Genomic DNA, 23,138 nt, shown 5'->3' on the forward strand with positions numbered 1-23,138 from the left:
CCGAACATGCGCGTGCTGATTATCGAAGATGAAGAAAAGACCGCCGACTACCTGCACCGCGGTCTCACCGAACAGGGCTTCACCGTGGACCTGGCCCGCGACGGCATCGACGGCCTGCACCTGGCCCTTGAAGGCGACTATGCGGTGATCGTCCTCGACGTCATGCTCCCGGGCCTGGACGGCTACGGTGTGCTGCGCGCCCTACGCGCGCGCAAGCAGACCCCGGTGATCATGCTCACCGCCCGTGAGCGGGTCGAAGACCGTATTCATGGCCTGCGCGAAGGCGCCGACGACTACCTTGGCAAACCGTTTTCCTTCCTTGAACTGGTGGCCCGCCTGCAGGCCCTGACCCGCCGCAGCGGCAGCCACGAACCGGTGCAGATCCAGGTTGCCGACCTTTGGGTCGACCTGATCAGCCGCAAGGCCAGCCGCGCCGGGCAACGCCTGGACCTGACCGCCAAGGAATTCTCGCTGCTCAGCGTGCTGGCCCGGCGCCAGGGCGAGATCCTCTCGAAAACGGCCATTGCCGAACTGGTCTGGGACATCAATTTCGACAGCGACGCCAATGTCGTCGAAGTAGCGATCAAGCGCCTGCGGGCCAAGCTCGACGGCCCCTTCGACACCAAGCTGCTGCACACCATCCGAGGCATGGGCTATGTTCTGGAAAACCGTGCCGACTAACTCCATCGCCCTGCGCCTGAGCGCGCTGTTTACCCTGGTGGCGCTGGGCGTGTTCCTGGTGATCGGCAGTGCCCTGTACAAACAGGTCGACCGTAGCCTCGACCTGCTGCCGGCAGCGGAACTGGAAGCGCGTTTCAGCGTGCTGGAGTCGTCGCTGACCCGCTACGACACCCTCGAGCACTGGGCCAAGATCACCAACAAGCTCAACTTGCTTGGCGAGGAAGACCGGCGCATCCGCTTCTGGGTGGTCAGTGGCAACAGCACCTTCGAATACGGTCAGCCCGACGCTGCCATCCGCGCCTTTGCCAATGGCGCACTGGGCATGCGTGACCTGCGCCTGGCCGAAAGCCCCTACCCCTACAAAGTGCTGGTCAGCGAGCTGCCGGCCATGGGCGCGCGACCGCCGTTGCGCTTTCTGATTGCCATCGACACCGAAACCTTCTGGCAAACCCAGCAGACGTTGCTGGTGGCGATCATCAGCCTGTCGGTGTTCGGCGTGCTGCTGGCGTCCTTGCTCGGCTACTGGGTGGCACGGATCGGTTTGCGCCCGTTGGGTTCGCTTTCGGCCGAAGCGCAAAAACTGGCGCCGCCGCGCTTGAGCGGGCGCCTGCAGCAATCGGCGCTGGCCCCGGAGCTGGCGCAGTTTGCCAGCGCCTTCAACTCCACCCTGGAGCGGGTCGACCAGGCATACTCGCGCCTTGAAGCGTTCAATGCTGACGTGGCACACGAGCTGCGCTCACCGCTGACCAACCTGATCGGCCAGACCCAGGTGGCCCTTACCCGCGGGCGCAGTGCCGAACATTACTTCGAGGTGCTGCAATCGAACCTGGAAGAGCTCGAACGCCTGCGCACCATCATCAACGACATGCTCTTTCTGGCCAGTGCCGACCAGGGCAGCAAGGCCACGGCGCTGACCTGCAGCTCGCTGGCCGAAGAAGTCGCGGCAACCCTGGATTACCTGGACTACATCCTTGAAGACGCCCAGGTGCGTGTCGAGGTCAGTGGTGATGCCCAGGCCCATATTGAAAAGGCCCAACTGCGCCGGGCGCTGATCAACCTGCTGAACAACGCCGTGCAGCACACCGCTGCCCATTCGGTGATTCAGGTGAGCATCGAGCAGCGCGACGGGCAGATCAGCATTGCCGTGAGCAACCCCGGCCCGGCGATTGATGAAGCGCACCTGCCGATGCTGTTCGAGCGCTTCTACCGCGTCGATGCCGCGCGCACCAGCGGCGGCGGCAACCACGGCCTGGGCCTGGCCATCGTCAAGGCGATTGCCTTGATGCACGGCGGCAGCGTGTTCGTGCGCAGCCAGGCCGGTGCCAATACCTTTGGCATGTTGTTGCCGGCCTAACAGCTTCGCGGGTAAACCCGCTCCCACAATTAGCGGTTCCTGTGGGAGCGGGTTTACCCGCGAAGGGCCCCCCACCATCACGACTATTACCTTTGACGCAATAGTACTTCTCGAAAAAGTCACTGTTTCTCGCCGGCAATTCCGACTAATTTAATCAAACCTACTTAACACTTGCATCGCAAGAAGGCTGTATCAAATGTCCAACAGTATGGGTGTTGCCAGCGTATTCGTCCTGTCTTCCCTGTTCTTGTCCCCCCTGGCCATGGCCGAGGAATCTCAGGCGTTCGTCGCTCGTAATGCCGAACTGGCCGCTGTCCACGAACAGGCTCGCGACGCCATTGCCGCGAAGGCTGACCAATCGTCAAAACCCGCAGAACAGACTGCCGCCAAGGGTTTTTCGAGTGACGCAAGCGACAGCTGATAGCCACACCGCAAAACTTTTCGACTCCCCCGGCGACAGCACAGGTGACTTAAGCGCCTGTGCGGTTGTCTTCCAAAACCGCTGCCTATCAGCGGTTTTTTTTGGCGTGTCGAAAAGTGCCAGTCCGCTGGCCCGTTCAATCATAAAAAGATCGTGCTTCGCACAATAAAAACTGCCCCACCTTTACAGCAAGGAGTCCACCCCGGTGAACACAGCTTTACGTTTCACCCCGCTATTCGTTGCATTGTCTGCAACGATCCCCTTCAACGCCCACGCCGAGGACGAAAAGGCCGAGGGATTTATCGAAGGGTCCAGCCTGAACGTGCACGCGCGCAACTATTACCTCAACCGCAATCAGCTCGACCGCGGGGTGCGTGACAACAGGGAATGGGGACAGGGCTTTCTCGGCAAGTTCGAATCGGGCTACACCCAGGGCACCGTCGGCTTCGGCCTCGACGCCCACGCCATGCTCGGCCTGAAACTCGACGGGGGTGGCGGTACCGCAGGCTCGAGCATTCTGCCGATCAACACCAAGGGTGACGGAGAGCTGGGCAAGGCGCCGGATTCGTTTTCGACCGCCGGTGCGGCCGTCAAGCTCAAGGCCTTCGACACCGAACTGAAGGCCGGTGACCTGTTCCTCACCAACCCGGTGATCGCCGGTGGCGAAACACGCATGCTGCCGCAGACGTTTCGCGGCGTCAGCCTGACCAACAACAGCATCGAGGGGCTGATGCTCGAAGGCGGCCAGGCCAGCTTCACCAAGCCATACAACCAGAGCGGCCACCGCCGCATCGACACCTTCTACGGCGCCCTCCCCGATGACCGCGAAAGCCGTCACCTGAACTGGGCCGGCATGGCCTGGAGCGGCGTGCCGAACCTGACCTCGAGCCTGTACGCCTCCGAGCTCAAGGACATCTGGAACCAGTACTACTTCGACCTCGACTACACCTACCAGGTGAACGAGCTGGTCAGCCTCAACCCGGGCCTGCACTACTACCACACCCAGGACACCGGCCAGTCGCTGCTGGGGCACATCGACAACAACACCTACAGCCTGCACTTCACCGTCAACGTCGGCTACAACAGCCTCACCGCGGTATACCAGCGGGTCAACGGCAACACCCCGTTCGACTACATCAACCAGGGCGACAGCGTGTACCTGGACAACTCGCAGATGTACTCGGACTTCAACGGCCCCAACGAGCGCTCGTGGAAACTCAAGTACGCCTATGACTTCGCCGGTGTCGGCGTGCCGGGCCTGACTTCGGTGGTGTCGTACTCGAGCGGCAAGATGGACCTGACCAAGGTCGACCCCAACAGCGTCGGTTATGGCGAACACTGGTACAACGCCGAAGGCAATGACGCCCGCCACTGGGAGCGCGACTTCGACCTGCAGTACGTGTTCCAGGAAGGTAGCCTGAAAGACCTGTCGGTGCTGCTGCGCTGGGCCAGCCACCGCGGTAACCAGGACTACGCGCAAATCGACGCCGATGTCGACGAGTACCGCGTGATCGTTGACTACCCGCTGAACATCTTCTGATCACAGCGCCCCAGGCCGGGCTGGCGTTCGCGCCAGCCCTGTCCGTCGGCTGACGGCCATTAAGTTCTTGTCCGACAATCAGCTGCCCCCTAGAATACGGCCGCCACGTAACCAGGCCGCGACTTTTGCAGAGTCATCGGCAACAGCGACCATGACTTTGCCCACCCGATCCACGCGATCCGCCCTGTATAAGTCTCACCCTGAGCTGATCCTTAACCTGGGCAGTTGCCTTGCGGTGCTCGCCATTGTTGCCATCGTCAGCTTCCTGCTGATGCGCGAGCGCACCAGCGTCGAACAAGCGGCAGCGCGTTCCGCCAGCAACATTGTGCAGCTGATCGAAAGCGACATCGTGCGCAACGTCGAACTCTACGACCACTCCCTGCAAGGGCTGATCTGGGCGATCCAGCGTCCGGAGATACAAGCTATTCCAGCTGCACTGCGCCAACCGATTCTGTTCAACCAGGCGGTTACCGCCCCCGAGCGCGGCGACATTCTCTGGCTCAATGCCCAGGGCGACATCGTCGCCGACTCCACCAGCGCCATCCCGCGCCAGGCCAACTTCGCCGACCGCGCGGACTTCCAGGCCCACCGCGACAACCCCAACCTTGGCCTGTTGATCGGCCAGCCGTTCAAGGCGCGCCTGGGTGATCTGGACTGGTGCATCAGTTTCAGCCGGCGTATTTCCGGGCCCAACGGCGAGTTCAACGGCGTGGCCGCCGGCGCTTTGCGCCGGTCGTATTTCAATGCGCTGTTCGAGCGCCTGGATATCGGCAGCGAAAGCAGCATCAACCTGATGAACACCGAAGGCGCCCTGCTGGCCCGCCAGCCCGCCGCGCCCGACGAGCCGACAATCGGCACCAACTACAGCGACCGGCCCAACTTCCAGCGCATCCGTTCACAAATCAGCGGCACCTTTGCCGGCAACTCCGGCCGCACCGGCAAGCAGCGGCTGTTCACCTTTGCGCGGGTGGGCGAGTTACCCCTGATCGTGATCGTCGCCCGCTCGGCAGACGAAGTGTTCGAGTCGTGGCGGCGCACTGCGCTGTTCGTCAGCGGCGCCACCAGCGTGCTGTGCATCGGCATCCTCTGGCTGACACTGTTGCTGGGCCGCGAATTGCGTCGCCGCCAGGGCGCCGAACAAAGCCTGGCCGCCCTGGCCGCCACCGACAGCCTGACGGGCCTGGCCAACCGTCGGCGCCTGGACCAGGTGCTGCGCCAGGAATGGGCGCGCACGCAACGCTCGGCCAGCCCGATGGCGGTGCTGATGATCGATGTGGATCACTTCAAGGCGTTCAACGAACGCCACGGCCACGCCGGCGGCGATGAAGCCCTGCGCCAGGTGGCGGCGGCGATTGAATGCAGTATCCGCCGCCCGGCAGACCTGGCGGCGCGCTACGGCGGTGAGGAGTTTCTGGTGGTGTTGCCGGAGACTGACCGTCACGGCGCGCAACTGCTGGCCGAGCGTATTCGCCGCAATGTCGAGGCGCTGCCGCCGTTCGGCGGCGACACACAACCGGTCACCGTGAGTATCGGCATCGGCTGCCACACGCCAGGCGCCCAGCACGATCTGGCGACCTTGCTGGGCAACGCGGACGAAGCGCTCTACAGTGCCAAGCGCAATGGCCGCAACCGGGTGGAAACGGCGGCTTAAGCCTGAGCCCGGGCCTGGTTGCGCAGGGCTTTGACCTGGTCGTGATTGCGTTGCACGCCATGGTACTGACGCTCTACCAGGGCAATGACCTCGGTGCCCGGCGCCATGCTCAGCTTGGCGAGTTTCTCCAGCGCATCCTTGTAGGCTTTCAGGGCGTGGTCCTCACCGCGCTCGACTTCATTGAGCACGGCCACCTCATCCTTGCCGGTGAGCATCGACTTGAGGTTGACCCAGCCACGGTGCAGGTCGCCGCTGACGCTGGTCGAGGTTTCCGGGTCGCCGCCCAGGGCACGCACCTGATGCTGCAGTTCGGAAACTGCAGTGCTGCACTCGCCGGTGCGCTGCATGAAGTAGGTTTTCAGCCCAGGATTCTTCACGTCTTCAGCGGCGGTTTTGAAACCTTTCTCGCCGTCTTTGCTGAATTCGATCAGGTCGTTGAGTACCGAGATTACGTCTTTGTTGGGATTGCTCATGACACGTCTCCTTTGCATGAATAAAAAACCATGCAGTACTACCGAGCAGTGTTCGTGCCAGCCCTCAAACCAAAAATATAGTTATGTTTTTCAAAGGCTTAAGAAATATTGAACGATCAGGTTTACCGTGTTCTGCATGAACTGTCCTTTGGCCTTCATGCAGTTTGCATGTATGTTCATGCCTTTCCCGCCCAGATCCACGCCTCATGAATCCGGAACTGCTTGTACTGCTGGTGACCCGCGAAATGCCCTTCGGCAAATACCAGGGCCGGCTGATTGCCGACCTGCCCGGCCACTACCTGGCCTGGTTCGCCCGCCAGGGCTTCCCCAAGGGCGAGCTCGGCGGCCTGCTGGCGCTGATGCACGAGATCGACCACAACGGCCTCGGTGAACTGCTGGTGCCCCTGCGCAAGAAGCACCCGCGACGCCACCCCTGATCAGGCCTTGACCGGCTGCACCGCCAGCTCCACCGCTTCGCTGCGTTTGAGCACGGCGTAGACCACGGCGGTCAGCAGGCTGCCGGCAACGATCGCCAGCAGGTACAGCGCGGCATGGTTGATGGCATTGGGGATGAGCATGACGAACAGCCCGCCATGCGGCGCCATCAGCTTGCAGCCGAAATACATCGACAGCGCGCCGGTCAAGGCGCCACCGGCGATGCTTGCCGGAATCACCCGTAGCGGGTCTTTGGCAGCAAACGGAATCGCCCCCTCCGAGATGAAGCACAGCCCCAGCACGAACGCCGCCTTGCCGGCCTCGCGCTCGCTCTGGGCGAACTTGCGCCGGGCGATGAAGCTGGCGATGCCCAGGCCAATCGGCGGCACCATACCGGCGGCCATGGTCGCCGCCATCGGCGCGTAGCTCTGCGACGCCAGCAGGCCCACCGAGAACGCATAAGCGGCTTTGTTGATCGGCCCGCCGAGGTCGACGCACATCATCCCGCCGAGCAACACACCGAGCAGAATGGCATTCGTGGTGCCCATGCTGTCGAGAAAGTGCGTGAGCCCTTCGAGCATCCCGGCCACCGGTTTGCCGACCACGTAAATCATCACCAGGCCGGTGAACAGACTGGCGAACAGCGGAATGATCAGGATCGGCTTGAGAGCATCCAGGCTGCTGGGCAGGCGCACCCAGCGACTGATGGCCTTGGCGCTGTAACCGGCGAGAAAACCCGCGACGATACCGCCGATAAAGCCCGCGCCCAGGGTACTGGCAAGCAGGCCGCCGATCATCCCCGGCGCCAACCCCGGACGGTCGGCAATCGAGTAGGCGATATAGCCCGCCAGTAACGGCACCATCAGCTTGAAGGCCGCCTCACCGCCAATCTGCATCAACGCTGCCGGCAAGGTGCCGGGCTCTTTGAATGCTTCGATGCCGAAGACAAACGACAAGGCAATCATCAGGCCGCCGGCCACCACCATTGGCAGCATGAACGACACCCCGGTGAGCAGGTGCTTGTACACCCCGGTCTTCTCGCCAGAGGCGCTGGCGCTGGCACTGGCCCCTGCCGCTTGCCCGCTGGCTTCCTCGCGCCCTTCGGCCAGCGCCTTGTTCAGGGTGGCCTGGGCCTGTTTGAGGGCGACACCGGTGCCGCAGCGATAAATGCGCTTGCCGGCAAAACGCGCGGTCGGCACTTCAATGTCGGCGGCCAGCAACACCACATCGGCCTCGGCAATCGCCGCAGGCGGCAACGGATTACGCGCGCCCACCGAGCCCTGGGTCTCTACCGTCAGCTGGTAGCCCAGCTGCTGCGCGGCCTGTTGCAACGCTTCGGCGGCCATGAAGGTATGCGCCACACCGGTCGGGCAGGCGGTGATGGCGACGATCTTCGCGCCTTGCCCGGCAGGTACTGCCGACGTTTGCGCAACAGGCTCATATACCGTCGCCTGCTCGGCGGCCTGGCGCAGAAAGTGCTGGGCATCGGCCAGCGCCTGCGCCGGGGTGCACTGCAGCAGACGCTTGCCGGCGAACCGGCGCAGGTCCAGCGGGCCGGTGTTGACCACCAGCACCCAGTCGGCGGCGGCAATCACCGCCTCCGACAACTGCCCTTGCGGCTGCTGCGGGTCATGAATCTCGACACTGGTGCTCCAGCCGAGGCGCTGGGCAGCGGCTGCCAGCAAACGTGCACTGAGCACGCTGGACACCTGGCCATTCGGGCAGGCGGTGACGATGGCAATGTTCATCTGCGACCCTCTTGTTGTTCTTCGCCCACGCGCACGTCGTGCTGCAGTTGCGCCAGCTGCGCGCGGTCGTTGATGCCAAAGCCGATCTGGGTCACCGCTTGCGCGGCAATCGCGGTGGCCAGGCGCAAGGTCTGCGCCGGGGCATCGCCGTTGAGCAGGCCATGCACCATGCCCGCCAGCAACGAGTCACCCGCCCCTACCGTGCTGGCAACCTTGACCTTGGGCGGTACGGCTGACAGCGCACCATTGCGGCTGAACCAGTTGACCCCGTGCTCGCCCTGGGACACCACCACGTGCTCGACGCCTTGCACGATCAGCGCCTGGGCGGCGGTCTGTTGCTCGGCAAAACCGTGCACCACCTTGCCCAGCACATCACCCAGCTCGTCGGTGTTCGGCTTGACCAGCCAGGGCGCGCTGGCGAGCCCCGCACGCAAGGCTTCACCGCTGCTGTCGAGGGCCACTTTCAGCCCCATGGCCTTGAGCGTTGCCAGCAACTGCTGCAGCCAGCTCGCAGTGATTCCCCGCGGCAAACTACCCGCCACCACTACGGCCTCATGACCGGGCGCCAGTTGCTCAAGGCGCGCCAGCAGTTGCTCACAGGCCGCGGCATCCACCTGCGGGCCCGGCCCATTGATGTCGGTGACACGGCCATCGGCCTCGACCAGCTTGATGTTGCAGCGGGTTTCGCCCGGCACGCGGATAAAGCCATCGGTAAAGCCACGCTGGGCGATCAGACGTTCGAACGGTTGCAGGTTGTCTGCACCCAGAAAGCCCGCGACCGTGACGCTGTGCCCCAGATCAGCCAGCACCTGGGCGACATTCAGGCCCTTGCCCGCCGCATGGCTGTGCTGGGCCTGACTACGGTTGACCTGGCCACTGTGCAGGGCGTCGAGGCTGACGGTGAGGTCGAGCGCCGGGTTTAGGGTAAGGGTGAGGATCTTGGCCATTCAGTTGTTCTCCACCAGCGCCCGTACGGCGCTGGCACTGCCCTGCAGCAAGGCTTGCTGGGCAAGCTGCCGGGCGTGTTCAAAATTCAGTTCGCGCACCTGCGCTTTCACTTCGGCAATGCTGCGCGCCGCTACGCTCAGCTCATCGACGCCCAGCCCCAGCAACACCGCCACCGCTTGCGGGTCGGCGGCCAGCTCGCCGCACACGCCCACCCACTTGCCATGGGCATGGGCGGCGCGCACCGTCATGTCGATCAGTTGCAGCACCGCCGGGTGCAGGCCGTCGGCCTGGGCCGACAGGCTCGGGTGGCCACGGTCGATGGCCAGGGTGTACTGGGTAAGGTCGTTGGTGCCGACGCTGAAGAAGTCCACTTCACGCGCCAGCACCGGCGCCAGCAAGGCCGCCGAGGGCACCTCGATCATGATCCCCAGCTGCAGGTCGCTGACGTGGATCTCCTCACGCAAGCGCTCGACCATTGCCCGCGCCTGCTGCCACTCCTCCAGCTGGCCGACCATGGGAAACATGATCCGCAGCGGACGGTCGTCGGCTGCGCGCAACAACGCCCGCAGCTGGCTCTCCATCACCTGCGGGCGCTGCAGGGTCAGGCGAATGCCGCGCACCCCGAGGAACGGGTTTTCTTCCTGTGCAATCGGCCAGTACGGCAGCGGCTTGTCGCCGCCGACATCGAGGGTACGCACCACCAAAGGCCGACCATCAAGGCCATCGAGCACACGGCGGTACTCGGCCTCTTGCGCGGCTTCGTCCGGAGCTTGCGGATGGGCCATGAACATCAGCTCGGTACGCAACAGCCCGACCCCTTCGGCGCCGTGATCGACCACTGCTTCGATGCCCTTGCTCTCGCCGATGTTGGCGAACACTTCAATCGCATGGCCATCGAGGGTTACCGCAGGTTCCAGGCGATGCGCCCGGGCCTGCTGCAGGCGTTGTTCGCGGCGCTCGCGCTCGGCCAGTGCCCGCTGCCGCGCGGCGGCCGGTGGCGCCACCTGCAAACGACCGCGCTGGCCATCCAGCAACAGCGGCGTGCCCGGTGCGATCAACAACACTGCATCGCCCGCACCGACCACTGCCGGAATGCCCAGCGCACGGGCGACAATGGCGCTGTGCGCGGTGGCACCGCCACGGGCCGTGAGGATGCCGGCAACCCGTGCCGGGTCCAGGCGTGCCACATCCGACGGGCCCACCTCTTCCATCACCAGCACATAGGGCTGCTCCGGGGCCGGCACATCAGCCTCGCCACACAGCTGCGCCAGCACCCGGCGGCCAATGTCACGCAAATCGGCCGCACGCTCGGCGAGCAGTGCATCCTGCAGCGCCTCTTGCTGGCGCGCGGCGTTGTCGATCACCGCCATCCACGCCGCCGGTGCGCTTTCGCCCTGGCGCAAGCGCTGATCCACCTCATCGCCCAGGTCCGGGTCGGCGAGCATTTCCTGATGGGTGACGAAAATTTCGCCAATAGCCTTGGCCTGGCTGCGCTGGATCAGCGCTTCGATTTCACCGTTGACCGTGGCCAGTGCCTGCTGCAGGCGCTGGCGTTCAACGGGCAGCGACTCGCCACGCAACGGGTAGTCAAACTCACGCAGCACCTGCACCTGCGCCGGGCCACTGGCGATGCCCGGTGCCGCTGCCACGCCCTGAATTACCGCGCCCGCCTCCGGAGCCACCAACTCAGGCTCCGGCAGCAATTGCACGGTGGTTTCAACGCTGGCGGCCAGCGGCTCGACTTCTTCGCCCAAGCCGGCTTCGATGGCCGCCAGCAAAGCCGGCAGCGCATCGGCGGCCACACTCGGCTCGGCAATGATTTCCAGTACCTGCCCGCGCCGGGCCCCGAGGCTCAGCAGCTTGCTCAGGCTTTTCGCCGACACCGCCGGTTGGCCGCTGTCGACCAGACGCACACGGATGTCACCGTCAAACGCCTTGGCCAACTGCGCCAGCGCCTGGGCCGGGCGGGCATGCAGGCCATGGGCGTTGGCCAGGCCGATACGGGCACTGGGCCAGTCGCTGGGCAACTCGCCACCGAGCACCTCAAGCACCGCACGGCTGCTGGTGGCCCGGCACAGCTCCTGGCCGCGGCCCTCGATCAACAGTGTGCACAGGCGCTCAAGCAGGGCCTGATGGGCAGCGCCCAAACTGGCCAGGCAAAACACGCCGTGCAAGGGTTGATCGCGATAGCGCAGCGGTTGCTGCGCGGTGACAAACGCAAGGCCTGGCCGGCGCACCGCCTGTTCGCTGTGCAGCCACCACAAGCCTTCGCCCAGCGGCAGCGGCTCGACCTGTTGCAGCACGCCGGCAAAGCCCGCACCGACACAATCGGCACGGTGCAACAGGCGCGCGGCGCGCCACACCAGCTCGTCAAAATCTTCGGCCGGCACGCCCAGACCGATCATCTGTGCATCCAGCGCCAGTTCCTGCGGTGCACCCTGCAGCAGTTTCAACAAGGCCTCGGCAGAACTCGCCCGGCGCAACGCTTCAGCCAGGTCGGTTTCGCCCAGGGCGCGGGTCAGCAGTTGCAGCAGGCGCAGGTGTTCGTCGGAACGGGCGGCAATACCGATGGCCAGGTACACCCGCTGGCCATCGCCCCAGTCGACCCCGTCGGGGAACTGCAACAGGCGCACGCCGGTGGTATACACCAGCTCACGGGTATCCGGGGTACCATGGGGAATCGCAATACCCTGGCCGAGAAAGGTCGAACCCTGCGCCTCACGCGCTTGCAGGCCGGCCAGGTAGCCCTCGGCAACCAGGCCGTCGCGGACCAGGTGCTCGGCCAGAAGCTGCAGCGCCGCCGACTTATCCACAGCCGACTGGCCCATGGATATCTGCTCTACAGTGAGCTCGAGCATGACCTTCTCCTTTGCAGCACCAAGAGGGTGCTGAGGTATTGTTGTGAATTTTTAAGCATAGGGCCAGTTGCGCAGGGCCCACCGCAGGCGTTGGTTCGGCAGAAAAATCGCCTGCTGAAACGTTTAATCTGGAATTGTGAGCACGTTACTCGATAATCTTCGATCAATGAAGCCCCATCTTGTCGGACAATTGCGACAATGGTCGTCTGCGTCTCGATTGCACGATCGGCGACAATTCCCGGTCAGGCTGCGCAAGCAGCCCCGGTATAACAAGGAAAATGCGGTGAAACTCAGCGATATCGCGCGTCTGGCCGGTGTGTCCGTGACCACTGCCAGCTACGTCATCAATGGCAAGGCCGAACAGCAGCGCATCAGCAGCAGCACGGTCGAACGTGTGCGTGCAGTGGTGGAAGCCCATGGCTTTACCCCCAACCCACAGGCGGCCGGCTTGCGTAGCCGTCACACCAAGACCCTGGGGTTCATTCTCCCGGACCTGGAAAACCCCAGCTACGCACGCATTGCCAAGCAACTGGAACAAGGCGCCCGGGCCAAAGGCTACCAGCTGCTGATTGCCAGCAGCGACGACCAGCCCGACAGCGAGCGCCAGTTGCAGCAACTGTTCCGTGCCCGCCGTTGCGATGCACTGTTTGTTGCCAGCTGCCTGCCGGCCGGTGACGACAGCTACCGCGAGTTGCAGGCCAAGGGCCTGCCGATCATTGCCATCGACCGCAGCATGGACCCGGCGCACTTCTGCTCGGTAGTCAGCGATGACCGCAACGCCAGCCTGCAACTGACCCGCAGCCTGCTCGCCACCCAGCCTGCGCACATTGCCCTGATCGGCGCCCGCCCGGAGCTCAGCGTCAGCCAGGCCCGCGCCGGTGGTTTCGACGAAGCGCTGCAAGGCTTTAACGGCACCATCAGCCGCTACCAGGGCGAGGCCTTCAGCCGTGAATGCGGCCAGCGCCTGATGACCCAGCTGATCGCCGAACTCGGCGGCCTGCCGGATGCCTTGCTGACCACCTCCTACGTGCTGCTGCAAGGCGTGTTCGACGTGCTGCAGGCGCGCCCGGCCGACTCGCGCAGCCTGCAGCTGGGCACCTTTGGTGACAACCAGCTGCTCGACTTCCTGCCGTTGCCGGTCAATGCCATGGCCCAGCAACACGGCGTCATGGCCGAAACCGCACTGAAGCTGGCCCTCGCCGCGGTGGAAGATAAGCACTACGAGCCGGGCGTGCATGCCGTGGGTCGAACCTTCAAACAGCGAATCATCAAGGCCTGAACATGCGCCTGATCGACACCCACACTCACCTGGACTTTCCGGATTTCGACCCGGACCGGGCGGCGCTGCTGGCCAACGCCAGGGCGGCGGGTGTCGAGCGCATGGTGGTGCTGGGCGTGTACGAGGATAACTGGCAGCGCGTGTGGGACCTGGTGTGCAGCGACCCGCAGTTGTATGCCGCGTTTGGCCTGCACCCGGTGTACCTCGACCAGCACCGCCCCGAGCACCTGCGTGAGCTGGGCGACTGGTTGAACCGCCTAAAGGGTGAGCGCCAGTTGTGTGCCGTGGGTGAATTCGGCCTGGACTACTACTTGCCGGAACTCGACCGCGAGCGCCAGCAACACTGGTTCGAGGCCCAGTTGCAACTGGCCGTCGACTTCAACCTGCCGGCCCTGCTGCATGTACGTCGCAGCCATGCTGCGGTGATTGCCACGCTCAAGCGTTACAAGCTTGCGCGTGGCGGCATAATTCATGCGTTTGCCGGCAGTGTTGAAGAGGCCCGTGAGTACCACAAGCTGGGCTTCAAACTGGGCCTCGGCGGCGCTGCTACCTGGCCGCAGGCCCTGCGTTTGCACAAGGTATTACCGCAGTTGCCGCTGGAAAGCCTGGTGCTGGAAACCGACGCCCCGGACATGGCCCCCGTGATGTATGCCGGACTGCGCAACAGTCCCGAGCATTTGCCGCAGATTGCCACCGCACTGGCCGAGGTGATCGGGATTGAAGTGGAGCGTCTGGCCGAGGTGAGCACGCGTAATGCGTGTGAGCTGTTTGGTTGGGCGCTGGTCGACTGACCGAGCTCCTGTAGGCCGGATCGCCGCCAAAGCGGGCCTGCTACGCAGTCCATCGCGGATAAATCCGCTCCTACAGGTCAGCGTCTACTCACGGAGCAAGGTGCTTCAGGCCTCGTTGAAACGCATTCGCCCTGCTGGCGTTTCAGCAGGGCGAACTCTTCGCGGGTAAACCCGCTCCCACAGGTCCTGCGGGAATTCTGAAAACCGTGATGTACCTGTGGGAGCGGGCTTGCCCGCGAAGACGCCGGTACAGGCAATGCAGACTTCAGGAAGATCGAACAGAGATCACTGCCGGCAAGACCGTTTCATCGCGTTGAATTCTTCGCAGGTAAACCCGCTCCTACAGGTCCTGCGGGGATTCTGAAAACCGTGATGTACCTGTTGGAGCTGGCGCAGCCTGCGATCGAGCGCGCAGCGGTCGCAAATTCCTTCAGCCCTACTGCTGCAATATAAACGCCGCCATCGCCTGCAAATCCCCCTGACTCAACTGTGTAAACGGCGGCATGGGAATGTTGCCCCATTTACCCGCACCGCCCTGCTGAATGTGCAACGCCACCTTGGCCTGCGCCTGCGCATCGTTAGCGTACCGCGCCGCCACATCACGATACGCCGGCCCCACCACCTTGTGGTCCAGCGCATGGCACGACAGGCAGGCATTGTTCTGCAGCAACGCCATGGCATCCACCTTCGCACCCGGTGCAGGCTCAGCCTTCGCCGGATACGAAGCCGCCTGCACCTCGGCATCGCTCACCTGCGCACTGCCATAGGTGGCCGCCAGATAAGCGCCAATAACGCTCACATCCTGATCGCTGATCGGCGCGCCATACACCTTCTGCATCTTGCCGGCTTCACCCGTCCACTGCGCCAGGCTCATGCCCGGCGGCTGAAAGTTGATGTAGTCGGCCGAATGGCAGGTGGAACACTTCTGCTGAGCCAGCGCGTAGCCCGGCAACTCACTGGCCTTGAACACCGCCGTTTCCGGCGGCAGGGTGATCGACAACGGCGCCGCCTCAAGCGTGGCCACCGCACACAGCTGAACCGCACACAACAGCGCAAACATCGGTTTCATAGGCTTCATGCAGGGCTCCTCAGGCGACTGTCACGTGGGTGGTTTCGACGACGTGACGGCGATAGCCGCCGGGGTTCCAGTCTGCTTTCATCGGCTGCGTTTCGCCCGCCGCATTGGTGGCGCGCACCATCAACTGCGTAGCGCCGTTGTGGCTGAAGGTGATCGGCAGCGTCCACTCGCGAAACGAGAAGCGCCCCAGGTCTTCACCCAGCGCAGCGCGATACCAACGCGCCCCGCCATCAATCGACACCTCCACGTTGTCCACCCCCGCGCCACCGTCGAAGGCAATGCCCTTGAGCAGCACCCCGCTGTTCAGCGGCAACACCGCACCCGCCTGCACACTGGTGATAAAGCTGCGCACCGGCAGCCGTGAAATCGGCCGGGTTTTCGCCGCCGTAGTACCCGGCGAAACACAGAAGCAGTCGTTGTCGGGAACCTGGTACCCCTTGGCCATGAAGAAGCCGTCGAAAGTGTGGTCGAGCACCTCGATCTCGCTCAGGTGCTTGACCCAGTACGTACCGAAATAACCCGGCACCACCAGGCGGATCGGGTAGCCATTGAGAAACGGCAGGTCGGTGCCATTCATTGACCAGGCGATCATCGGCTCGCCGTTCATGGCATGGTTGATGTCCAGCGCCTTGATGAAACTTGGCGTGCTCGGCAGCACCGGCTTGTCGAGGCCACGGAAGGTCACTTGCTGCGCCTGCGCGCCAACCCCGGCCTTTTCCAGCACCGCCTTGAGCGGCACCCCCAGCCAGCGCGCATTGCCCATCGAGCCGTTGCCCAGCTGCGCGCCGAACACCCGTGGCATCGAAAAGCCGCGGCTGTTGCCGGAACACTGATTGACCGCCACCACCTCGACCGGCTCGGCCAGCGCCTTGAGCTCGTCCAGCGACAGCGACAGCGGCGCACCGACCGAACCCTTGACCGTCAGCCGGTAGCTGTCGGGGTCGATGCTGGTTGGAAAGTCGGCCAGGTGATAGCGAACAAAGAACGCGTCATTGGCCGTGATCGGCCCTTCGTTGAACACCGCGAACGGGGTTTCCAGGTGCGGTGGCCGCGTGGTCACCAGGGTTAGCGGACGCTTTTGCGGGTACTGCACCAGCGGGCGCGGCCCGGCGGCAAAGGTCACTTCCTCAGGGTTTGCCTCGGCGGTTTTGGCAAGGCCAGCCAGCGGCGAGGCGGCCACCGCCAGGGCGATGGCATCGCGCAGAACCTGCCGGCGGCCAAGGTGGTTGTTCCCGATAAACCTGAACATGCTGCGGCGCTCCCTGTGACGAAAATCCTGAAAGGCAACTGGCTGCATCCCGCCAGTTTTTTATGAGCGTTTCAGTATCGTCACACGCAGTTTTGTTGCTTCGCATTGAGCGTCAGAGGGTTCGCAATTGATGACAGGCCGGCGGATTAAAACCAGCCAGTGTCGGCTTCCAGCTCTGCCCGGCACTGCTTGAGCTGCGCGCCGTAGTTCTTCGCCTGCTGCTCAACCTTACGGGCCACCTGCATCAGCCACGGCTTGCTCAGGTAGGTACCCCGGCTGAAGCCGCCGCGCCCTTCGTGGTAGGCCAGGTACTGGTTGTAGACGTCCCACTTGGAGATGCCCAGCTGTTTTTGCGTGCCGTCGGTGTACCAGCCGATGAACATCACCGCGTCATCGAAATTGTCGCGCGAGCCGCCGTTGCCGGTGCGGTCTTTGTACTCGCCCCAGACCGGGTCCTGGGCCTGGGCATAGCCGTAGGCCGAACTCACCCGGCCCCACGGGATCACCCATAACAGGTAGTCGCGCGGTGGCAGCGCATCGTGAACGAAGCTGCTTTCCTGCTTCATGATCGCCATTGCCACGTTTTGCGGCGTGCCGAACTTTTGCTGCATCTCCAGCGAGTCTTCGTACCAGTCGGGGTACTCGCGAAAGATATTGCAGAGGTTGTTCTGGTCTCGGGGTGGCGCGGTGGCGCAGCCCGTGAATATCGCCAGGCACAGCATCAGTGCCCAAAAGCGCCCTTGTTTCATCCATCGCCCCAGCAGAAAAATGAGGGCATTACCTGCCCTTCGTATATGGCGCAGCACCTGAGCGGAGCAGGCGCTGCTGACAACCTGTGATGACGGGGGCCTTGGCAGGGTCACCCGTGCAGTGGGGGCGCATTGTAACTAAGTAATGGTGGTGGCTTGTAACAGCGCGTGTGAATTGGCTGCTTCACACCGTTGGGGGCTCTATCTTCTAGATGACCACGCCGCATCCTGGCGATGTGATCGCTCAAAATTTGAACAAATGTCAGAAACAGTGATAGAGTTCTGACATTGCATCAAACCGGTATGGGTGCCGTCATGAAAAAGCTTCCAGAAGTCATCCTCACGCGCAGCAACTCTTTGCCTGAGGGTGAAGTGTTGTCGCCGAAAGAATTCCTTAATCTGGGTAGCCGCGCAGCCATCGACCAAGCGTTCTCGCGCCTGGCCAAGGCCGGTAAGCTCATGCGCATTTGTCGCGGCATGTATGTGGCGCCGGTCAAGAGCCGCTTCGGCACCCGCGCCCCCGAGCCAGAGCGGGTCGTACAGGCGTTGGCGGTAAAAACCAACGAAGCGGTGGCATGGAGCGGAGCCCGGGCAGCCAATAGCCTGGGCTTGACTCAGCAGGTACCTGTTCGGCAGGTATTTCTCACCACCGGCCGTGCCCGAACGTTAAAAATTGGCAAAACCAAAATCCAGATCAACCACGCTCCGCGGTGGATGCTTGCCAGCGCTGGCGCCGGTGAAGCTGTTCGTGCGCTTGCCTGGCTCGGTGAAAAGCAGTCCACCCGCGTCATCCATGAGCTACGCAAGAAACTACCGCAGACAGAATGGGCGCGTCTCATGGGGCTTCGTGCCGTCCTGCCTTCCTGGATGGCAGGCATGATCGGAAAAGAGGCCATCCATGCCTGATCATGTCTTCACGCTGAGTGCAGACGATCAGAGAGAGGTGCTGCTTCAGGCTGCCTCCAATCTGGACCGGCCTGCCTTTCTGCTTGAGAAAGACCTTTGGGTTGTCTGGACTTTGGGGAAGATTTTCTCTACTCAGGCGGGGGACCACCTCACCTTCAAGGGCGGCACCTCCCTTTCCAAGGTCTACCGTTTGATAGACCGGTTTTCGGAAGACATCGACCTTACCTACGATATTCGGCAAATGCTCCCGGGCGCTGAAAGCGAGATTCCTCCGAGCGTGAGCCAGGCCAGAAAATGGACGAAATCCATTCGTGACCTTCTCCCAGTCTGGATTCACGACACCGTTGTGCCTGTGCTGACGGAAGCACTCGTGAAAGAAGGGCTGAACGCTGAGCTAGAGCAGGATAATGACAAGCTCTACCTGCACTACCCCCCACGCACTCCCGCTAGTGAATACGTTAGGCCCAGGGTGATGCTGGAGTTTGGCGCTCGTTCCAGCGGTGAGCCGCACGGGCGCAGGCACGTCACTTGTGACATGGCCAACGCGCAGTTGGAAGGTGTGAGCTTTCCTGAGGCCAATCCTGTGGTGATGGACGTAGCCCGAACGTTCTGGGAGAAAGCCACAGCAGCGCACGTGTACTGTGTTCAGGAACGCTTGAGGACAGAACGATTTGCCCGGCACTGGCACGACCTCGTAGCAATTGGGCAAAGCCAGGCGTTCGCTAAAGTCATTGCCCAACGCGACATTGCAGCCCTTGTCGCCGAACATAAGTCGTGGTTCTTCATCGAGAAGGCAGCAGACGGTAGCGCTATTGATTACCGGCATGCGGTAAGCGGCAATCTACGGCTGGTTCCAGCTGGCGACGCGCTTGAAGAATTGGCCAACGACTACGGGTTGATGCTTGCTGACGGGATGTTCGACAGCCCCCCTCCTCCGTTTGAAGAGCTGATGCGGACATGCGCTGAGCTCGAAGAGCGCATGAACGCTGCCGCGATTATTTGAGGCGTCAGTCGTTGCTGCCCTGAGAATCAGGCGGCCTTCGTGGCTCAAAACATCAGAATTTCCCGATTCCGTGTAGTCCATTTCCGAATCATACTTTTGCGGCTTTCAAGCCATTGCAGTGGTCCCGTCAGGCTTCTAGTCTCGGCCCGTCGTTAGCAACTTTAACGACCGGTTGTGACAGGCCGATACATCAGATTTCGGATCACACGTGCATCGCTTCATGGCGACTGTATGTGGGGCACATTCGTGTGCGCCGAGTTCCGATGTCCTCGGTCTGTCAACCCATGTACAGTTGCCACCCATTTGTTTGACAGCAGAGACGTGGCAGCTCCACCGATGTCGGAGATAGCCATGTTAAAAATCGTTCCAGACCCACCCCTTCACCCCAACCAATCCATCGAAGACATTCTCGTCCAGGTCTCTGAATACCTCGTCTGTGCCATGACCGTGGCGCAACAGACCGTCCTGCTCCATTCCAACGCCTCATGTCAGGTACTGACCCTGGCCTGCGTGCACGAAATCGACCACGCGCGAAACCTGGTCGAAGCGGCGTTGAGCAAGGTTCAGGTACAGCACTGAAACACCTACAGGCGAGCGCCAGCGTTGCTCAGCAAGGCTGGCGCTTGAGGCGTGAAACAGGATGGGAGCGCAATGATGAATAAGGATTCGATTGAAGGTAGCACCGCAGGTTTCAAAACGAGCGGCGTCGGCGTGTTCGGCGAAGGTGCCAGCGGGTTGACGACTGATCGGCTGTTTCGGGTGCAGCCTGGGCATAACGCGGACTTTGTACTGGAGCAGGCGGCGCTGTTGATGGGGTGCGTGAGCAAGCTCAGCCACAACGCGTGGTTTGAGCAGGATGAGGCGATGGTGTGTGCGGCGCACTTTTTGAGCGGGATGGCGAAGGCGCTGGTTGAGGATTTGGCGTTTGGGATGATGGGCGGGGATTTGGGAAAAGGTGCGGCGGCGGATTGAGCGATGCCGAATGCTGTGAGTAACGCGCTTGGGGCGCTGTCTGTCGCCGAGTCTGCAGGAGCTGGTGAAGGCCTGTCTGCCGTCCGCTGATTGCTACAAAAATTGGGGATGAGGAAAAGGCCATGAGCCTTGAACTTTGCGACGGGCAGATAACCCATATACTGCGACATGCATTCGCCGGTCATTAGCTGTTTTGAAAATGGAGTTGATAAATGACGGACACCGTAGAGTGGTGCACTGTCGTCTGGCAGGTGGTGGGCGGCGCATCGACAGAGGCGAGCACAGGGTGGGCGACCTTCGGAGTGGCGACTTTGACGGGTGCATTTGGTGTGTTTGGTATTTGGATTGGTCAGAAAAATCAGGCCCGCTCGCAGGCAAAAAGTGTTCGCGCTGCGTTACTCGCAGAAGTGGCAGCCATTTGTGCGCTACTGAAAACTCGTGGATTTGTGAAGGATTTGCGAGACCGGGCAACGGATCTCAAGCGGTCAAAGAGCATAGCTGAGAAGAAAATGAGAGCTATGGAAGTCGCTACCCATGGCCACATCAACAAGATCTATCAAGCGAATCTGGCTCATCTCGGAGGCTTATCCAGGAGCGAAGCCGATCTAATCGTTCGTTTTCATTACATTTTAGAAGGTGTGTTTGCCGATATCACTCCAGGTGGATTACTGGCAGTTGGAACCAGTAACTCCAGTTCATTCGAGCGCGCTGCCAGCCTGCTGGAGGAAGTGCTCGGGATCGGAGAGAAGCTGTGCATGAGGCAGAAGCCATGTTGGCGTTTGCGATGGCCACGTGGACAAAATGTGGACACTGAAGCCGAAGGAAAGGCGAGCTAAGTGGCCCTTAGAAATACAAAAGCCCCGCATTGTGGGACTTCTAAGTTGGGGTTGGACAGTGAAGTCACGGTGCGTGCCATAGGTATATGGCCATAGACAACAAAGCCCGCACAAGGCGGGCTTTACTGAACGTTCCACCGATAGCCAAAGCCATCGTGAAACCTGTATCTGGTGCCGGAGACAGGAATCGAACCTGCGACCTTCGCGTTACGAGTGCGCTGCTCTACCGACTGAGCTACACCGGCGTGGCACCAACGCTACCACTGCCGGATGCGTTACGCAAATCACTGTTTAATAACAGCTATTGATCACTGTGCGACGGCGCTTTCGGTAGACGTGCAGCCACTTGGGGCGAGGTCGGCTTCCAGTGTTGTGGTGCAGGCCCAGCCGCTGGTCGAGCGGGTCAGGCTGAGGGTTTTGCCCAGGGCGGTGGCCGGGGCGTCGGCCAGGGTGCAGACGATGCTGCCGGCGCCAGTGGCTGCAGTGCCGGTGGCAGTGATGGCGCAGTTGCTGGTGCTCGCCTGGCCGCCCAGCGCGGCGACGTCGGTAACGTCTTTGCCTTCGTTCAGGCGCAGGTCGAAGGGGGTTTTCAGGGCGCTGATTTCGACCAGGGCCGCTGTGGCCTTAGTGCGCACCTGGTGGTTGGTGTACATGGGTAAGGCGATGGTCGCCAGGATGCCGATGATCGCCACCACGATCATCAGTTCGATCAAGGTAATGCCGCGTTGCCCTTTCATGGACGTTCTCCCTCGCAAATTCGGTTCTGGTCGGCGGCGCTCAGGCTCGGGCCGCCAACAGGCGCGCCAGTAGGCCCGAATAGACACCTTTTGTCACCCTGCGCCGGTCATTCGGCGCTGCTCGCTCGACTACTCTAGTGACCAGCGAGCACCCCTGCTCGCGGCGCAGGCCCTTAAGCTGTTTCCGGGTTTGTGCAGGCCTCGCAGCAAGGATGTCGCGATGACCACAAAAACCTACAGCTTCAGTTGGCAAGGCACCACTACCCAAGGCGCGCTGGTCAGCGGCGAAAGCCGCGGGCGCAGCCCTGCCCTGTTGCGTGCCGAGTTGCGTAAACGCGGTATTCGCCCGGTACGCGTCACGCGGGTACGGGCAGGTTTATGGCGCCGGTCGGGGGCGCTCGGCACTCGTGAGTTATGCGAGTTCAGTCGCCAGCTGGCCAGCCTGATCAGCTCAGGCGTGGCGTTGCTGCAAGCGCTTGAGGCGATTGCACAAAGCAGCAGCAACCCGGCACTGGTCAACCTGCTGGGCACGCTGAAAACCGATATCGGTGCCGGGTGTAATCTGGCGCAAGCGTTGCGCCGCCATCCGCGCTATTTCGATGCGCTGTACTGCAACCTGGTGGCCGCCGGCGAGCAATCCGGCAGCCTGGAGACGGTGCTCGATCAGGTCGCCTGCCTGCAGGAGCAGCGCCAGGCCCTGCGCGCCCGCCTGCACAAGGCGATGCTGTATCCACTGATTGTGTTGCTGACCGGGCTGGGCGTGTCGGCGTTGTTGCTGCTTGAGGTGGTGCCGCAGTTTCAGCTGATGTTCAATGGCTTCGGCGCGCAGTTGCCGGCGTTCACCCAACGGGTAATCGGGGTGTCCGAGTGGCTGGGGCAGTACGCGGGCTGGTTGCTGCTGGGCGTGGCTGGAGTTGGCTGGGGGCTGTATCGGGCTTATCAGCGCCAACCGGCTTTTAAAGTGTGGTGCCTGGGCGTGGCGTTGAAGCTGCCGGTGCTTGGGGTGTTGTTGAGCAACGCCGCCCTCGCCCGCTTCGCCCGCACACTGTCGACCTCCTATGCGGCGGGGGTGCCGCTGGTGGAAGCGCTGGGGCCGGTGGCCGCTGCCTGCGGCAATCCATTGTATGAGCGCGCGGTGCTGGCCCTGCGCAAGGCGTTGGCCAGCGGCCAGTCGTTGAGCCAGGCGATGGCCTGCAGCGGGCTGTTCCCGCCATTGATGCAACGGATGTGCGCCATCGGCGAGACAGGCGGTACGCTGGACGATATGCTCGCCAGAGTCGCCAGCCATTACGAAAGTGTGATCGAACGCTTGCTCGATAACCTGGCCAGCTTGCTTGAACCCCTGATCGTGCTGACGCTCGGGCTGCTGGTAGGCAGCCTGGTGATCGCCATGTACTTGCCAATCTTTCAGCTGGGTAGTGTGATCTGA

The 23,138-nt window shown here is 62.4% G+C and carries 22 protein-coding genes and 1 tRNA gene; 14 read left to right on the plus strand and 9 right to left on the minus strand.

What is annotated here, in order from left to right; all coding sequences use genetic code 11:
• Nucleotides 1–6: 6 nt before the first annotated feature.
• The 5 genes from I5S59_RS09500 (at nt 7) to I5S59_RS09520 (ending at nt 5,647) form a co-directional block, all read left to right on the plus strand.
• On the plus strand, nt 7–681 hold the full coding sequence (locus I5S59_RS09500) for a heavy metal response regulator transcription factor (RefSeq protein ID WP_128323804.1): 675 nt from the start codon (nt 7–9) through the stop codon (nt 679–681).
• Nucleotides 656–2,035 carry a heavy metal sensor histidine kinase gene (locus I5S59_RS09505; RefSeq protein ID WP_197876362.1) on the plus strand — a complete coding sequence of 460 codons (1,380 nt, stop codon included), beginning with the start codon at nt 656–658 and terminating at the stop codon, nt 2,033–2,035. Before I5S59_RS09500 ends, I5S59_RS09505 begins: the two co-directional genes overlap by 26 nt.
• A 196-nt stretch (nt 2,036–2,231) precedes the next feature.
• The gene (locus I5S59_RS09510; RefSeq protein WP_197876363.1) at nt 2,232–2,456 is read left to right on the plus strand and encodes a hypothetical protein; all 225 of its coding nucleotides are present in this window, start codon (nt 2,232–2,234) and stop codon (nt 2,454–2,456) included.
• 205 nt (nt 2,457–2,661) lie between these two features.
• Nucleotides 2,662–3,996: an OprD family porin gene (locus I5S59_RS09515; RefSeq protein ID WP_197876364.1), complete on the plus strand. Its 1,335-nt coding sequence runs from the start codon at nt 2,662–2,664 to the stop codon at nt 3,994–3,996.
• Between the two features lie 157 nt (nt 3,997–4,153).
• Nucleotides 4,154–5,647, plus strand: a complete 1,494-nt coding sequence (locus tag I5S59_RS09520; protein ID WP_197876405.1) for a sensor domain-containing diguanylate cyclase — start codon at nt 4,154–4,156, stop codon at nt 5,645–5,647.
• Here I5S59_RS09520 and I5S59_RS09525 read toward each other — a convergent pair.
• Complete coding sequence (locus I5S59_RS09525; RefSeq protein WP_197876365.1) at nt 5,644–6,120, minus strand: PA2169 family four-helix-bundle protein; 477 nt, start codon at nt 6,118–6,120, stop codon at nt 5,644–5,646. The two genes, I5S59_RS09520 and I5S59_RS09525, sit on opposite strands and share 4 nt — an antisense overlap.
• 206 nt (nt 6,121–6,326) lie before the next feature.
• On the opposite strand from I5S59_RS09525, the gene I5S59_RS09530 reads away from it, so the two are divergent.
• Nucleotides 6,327–6,557 carry a DUF3820 family protein gene (locus I5S59_RS09530; protein WP_128323799.1) on the plus strand — a complete coding sequence of 77 codons (231 nt, stop codon included), beginning with the start codon at nt 6,327–6,329 and terminating at the stop codon, nt 6,555–6,557.
• Here the strand turns inward: I5S59_RS09530 and I5S59_RS09535 are convergent, their stop codons facing one another.
• From I5S59_RS09535 to ptsP, 3 genes are read right to left on the minus strand one after another with little or no spacing between them, the layout of a single operon-like run.
• A complete protein-coding gene (locus I5S59_RS09535; protein WP_197876366.1) occupies nt 6,558–8,303 on the minus strand; it encodes a PTS fructose transporter subunit EIIBC in 1,746 nt (581 codons plus the stop codon). It lies immediately after the preceding gene.
• Complete coding sequence (gene pfkB, locus I5S59_RS09540; RefSeq protein WP_197876367.1) at nt 8,300–9,250, minus strand: 1-phosphofructokinase; 951 nt, start codon at nt 9,248–9,250, stop codon at nt 8,300–8,302. The genes I5S59_RS09535 and pfkB overlap by 4 nt, the downstream gene beginning before the upstream one ends.
• Entirely contained in the window at nt 9,251–12,109 is a 2,859-nt protein-coding gene (gene ptsP / locus I5S59_RS09545; protein WP_197876368.1) for a phosphoenolpyruvate--protein phosphotransferase, read from the minus strand.
• Nucleotides 12,110–12,392: 283 nt separating this feature from the next.
• On the opposite strand from ptsP, the gene cra reads away from it, so the two are divergent.
• Both cra and I5S59_RS09555 read left to right on the plus strand, forming a co-directional pair.
• Nucleotides 12,393–13,388, plus strand: coding sequence for a catabolite repressor/activator (gene cra, locus I5S59_RS09550; protein WP_197876369.1), 996 nt, complete (start codon nt 12,393–12,395; stop codon nt 13,386–13,388).
• Nucleotides 13,389–13,390: 2 nt separating this feature from the next.
• Nucleotides 13,391–14,179, plus strand: a complete 789-nt coding sequence (locus tag I5S59_RS09555; protein WP_197876370.1) for a TatD family hydrolase — start codon at nt 13,391–13,393, stop codon at nt 14,177–14,179.
• Between the two features lie 436 nt (nt 14,180–14,615).
• Here I5S59_RS09555 and I5S59_RS09560 read toward each other — a convergent pair whose 3' ends face one another.
• From I5S59_RS09560 to I5S59_RS09570, 3 genes are all read right to left on the minus strand, one after another.
• Nucleotides 14,616–15,257, minus strand: coding sequence for a c-type cytochrome (locus tag I5S59_RS09560; protein ID WP_197876371.1), 642 nt, complete (start codon nt 15,255–15,257; stop codon nt 14,616–14,618).
• Nucleotides 15,258–15,267: 10 nt separating this feature from the next.
• A complete protein-coding gene (locus I5S59_RS09565) occupies nt 15,268–16,506 on the minus strand; it encodes a molybdopterin-dependent oxidoreductase (protein WP_197876372.1) in 1,239 nt (412 codons plus the stop codon).
• A gap of 146 nt (nt 16,507–16,652) precedes the next feature.
• Entirely contained in the window at nt 16,653–17,255 is a 603-nt protein-coding gene (locus I5S59_RS09570; RefSeq protein ID WP_197876373.1) for a hypothetical protein, read from the minus strand.
• 315 nt (nt 17,256–17,570) lie between these two features.
• Between I5S59_RS09570 and I5S59_RS09575 the strand changes: the two genes are divergently transcribed.
• From I5S59_RS09575 to I5S59_RS09595, 5 genes are all read left to right on the plus strand, one after another.
• Complete coding sequence (locus I5S59_RS09575; RefSeq protein ID WP_197876374.1) at nt 17,571–18,161, plus strand: DUF6088 family protein; 591 nt, start codon at nt 17,571–17,573, stop codon at nt 18,159–18,161.
• Nucleotides 18,154–19,164, plus strand: a complete 1,011-nt coding sequence (locus I5S59_RS09580) for a nucleotidyl transferase AbiEii/AbiGii toxin family protein (RefSeq protein ID WP_197876375.1) — start codon at nt 18,154–18,156, stop codon at nt 19,162–19,164. Before I5S59_RS09575 ends, I5S59_RS09580 begins: the two co-directional genes overlap by 8 nt.
• Nucleotides 19,165–19,515: 351 nt before the next feature.
• Nucleotides 19,516–19,743, plus strand: a complete 228-nt coding sequence (locus I5S59_RS09585) for a hypothetical protein (RefSeq protein ID WP_197876376.1) — start codon at nt 19,516–19,518, stop codon at nt 19,741–19,743.
• A gap of 75 nt (nt 19,744–19,818) precedes the next feature.
• Nucleotides 19,819–20,136 (plus strand): DUF3077 domain-containing protein, encoded by a 318-nt coding sequence (locus I5S59_RS09590; RefSeq protein ID WP_197876377.1) that lies wholly within the window; start codon nt 19,819–19,821, stop codon nt 20,134–20,136.
• Nucleotides 20,137–20,348: 212 nt separating this feature from the next.
• Entirely contained in the window at nt 20,349–20,972 is a 624-nt protein-coding gene (locus I5S59_RS09595; RefSeq protein ID WP_197876378.1) for a hypothetical protein, read from the plus strand.
• 169 nt (nt 20,973–21,141) lie between these two features.
• Here I5S59_RS09595 and I5S59_RS09600 read toward each other — a convergent pair.
• Together I5S59_RS09600 and I5S59_RS09605 are read right to left on the minus strand one after the other, a co-directional pair.
• Nucleotides 21,142–21,217 (minus strand) — tRNA-Thr (locus I5S59_RS09600).
• Between the two features lie 63 nt (nt 21,218–21,280).
• The gene (locus tag I5S59_RS09605; protein WP_197876379.1) at nt 21,281–21,709 is read right to left on the minus strand and encodes a pilin; all 429 of its coding nucleotides are present in this window, start codon (nt 21,707–21,709) and stop codon (nt 21,281–21,283) included.
• Between the two features lie 220 nt (nt 21,710–21,929).
• On the opposite strand from I5S59_RS09605, the gene I5S59_RS09610 reads away from it, so the two are divergent.
• Nucleotides 21,930–23,138 carry a type II secretion system F family protein gene (locus I5S59_RS09610; protein WP_197876380.1) on the plus strand — a complete coding sequence of 403 codons (1,209 nt, stop codon included), beginning with the start codon at nt 21,930–21,932 and terminating at the stop codon, nt 23,136–23,138.

The organism is Pseudomonas alkylphenolica (genome assembly GCF_016009175.1).
In the GTDB taxonomy this organism is placed as follows: domain Bacteria; phylum Pseudomonadota; class Gammaproteobacteria; order Pseudomonadales; family Pseudomonadaceae; genus Aquipseudomonas; species Aquipseudomonas alkylphenolica_B.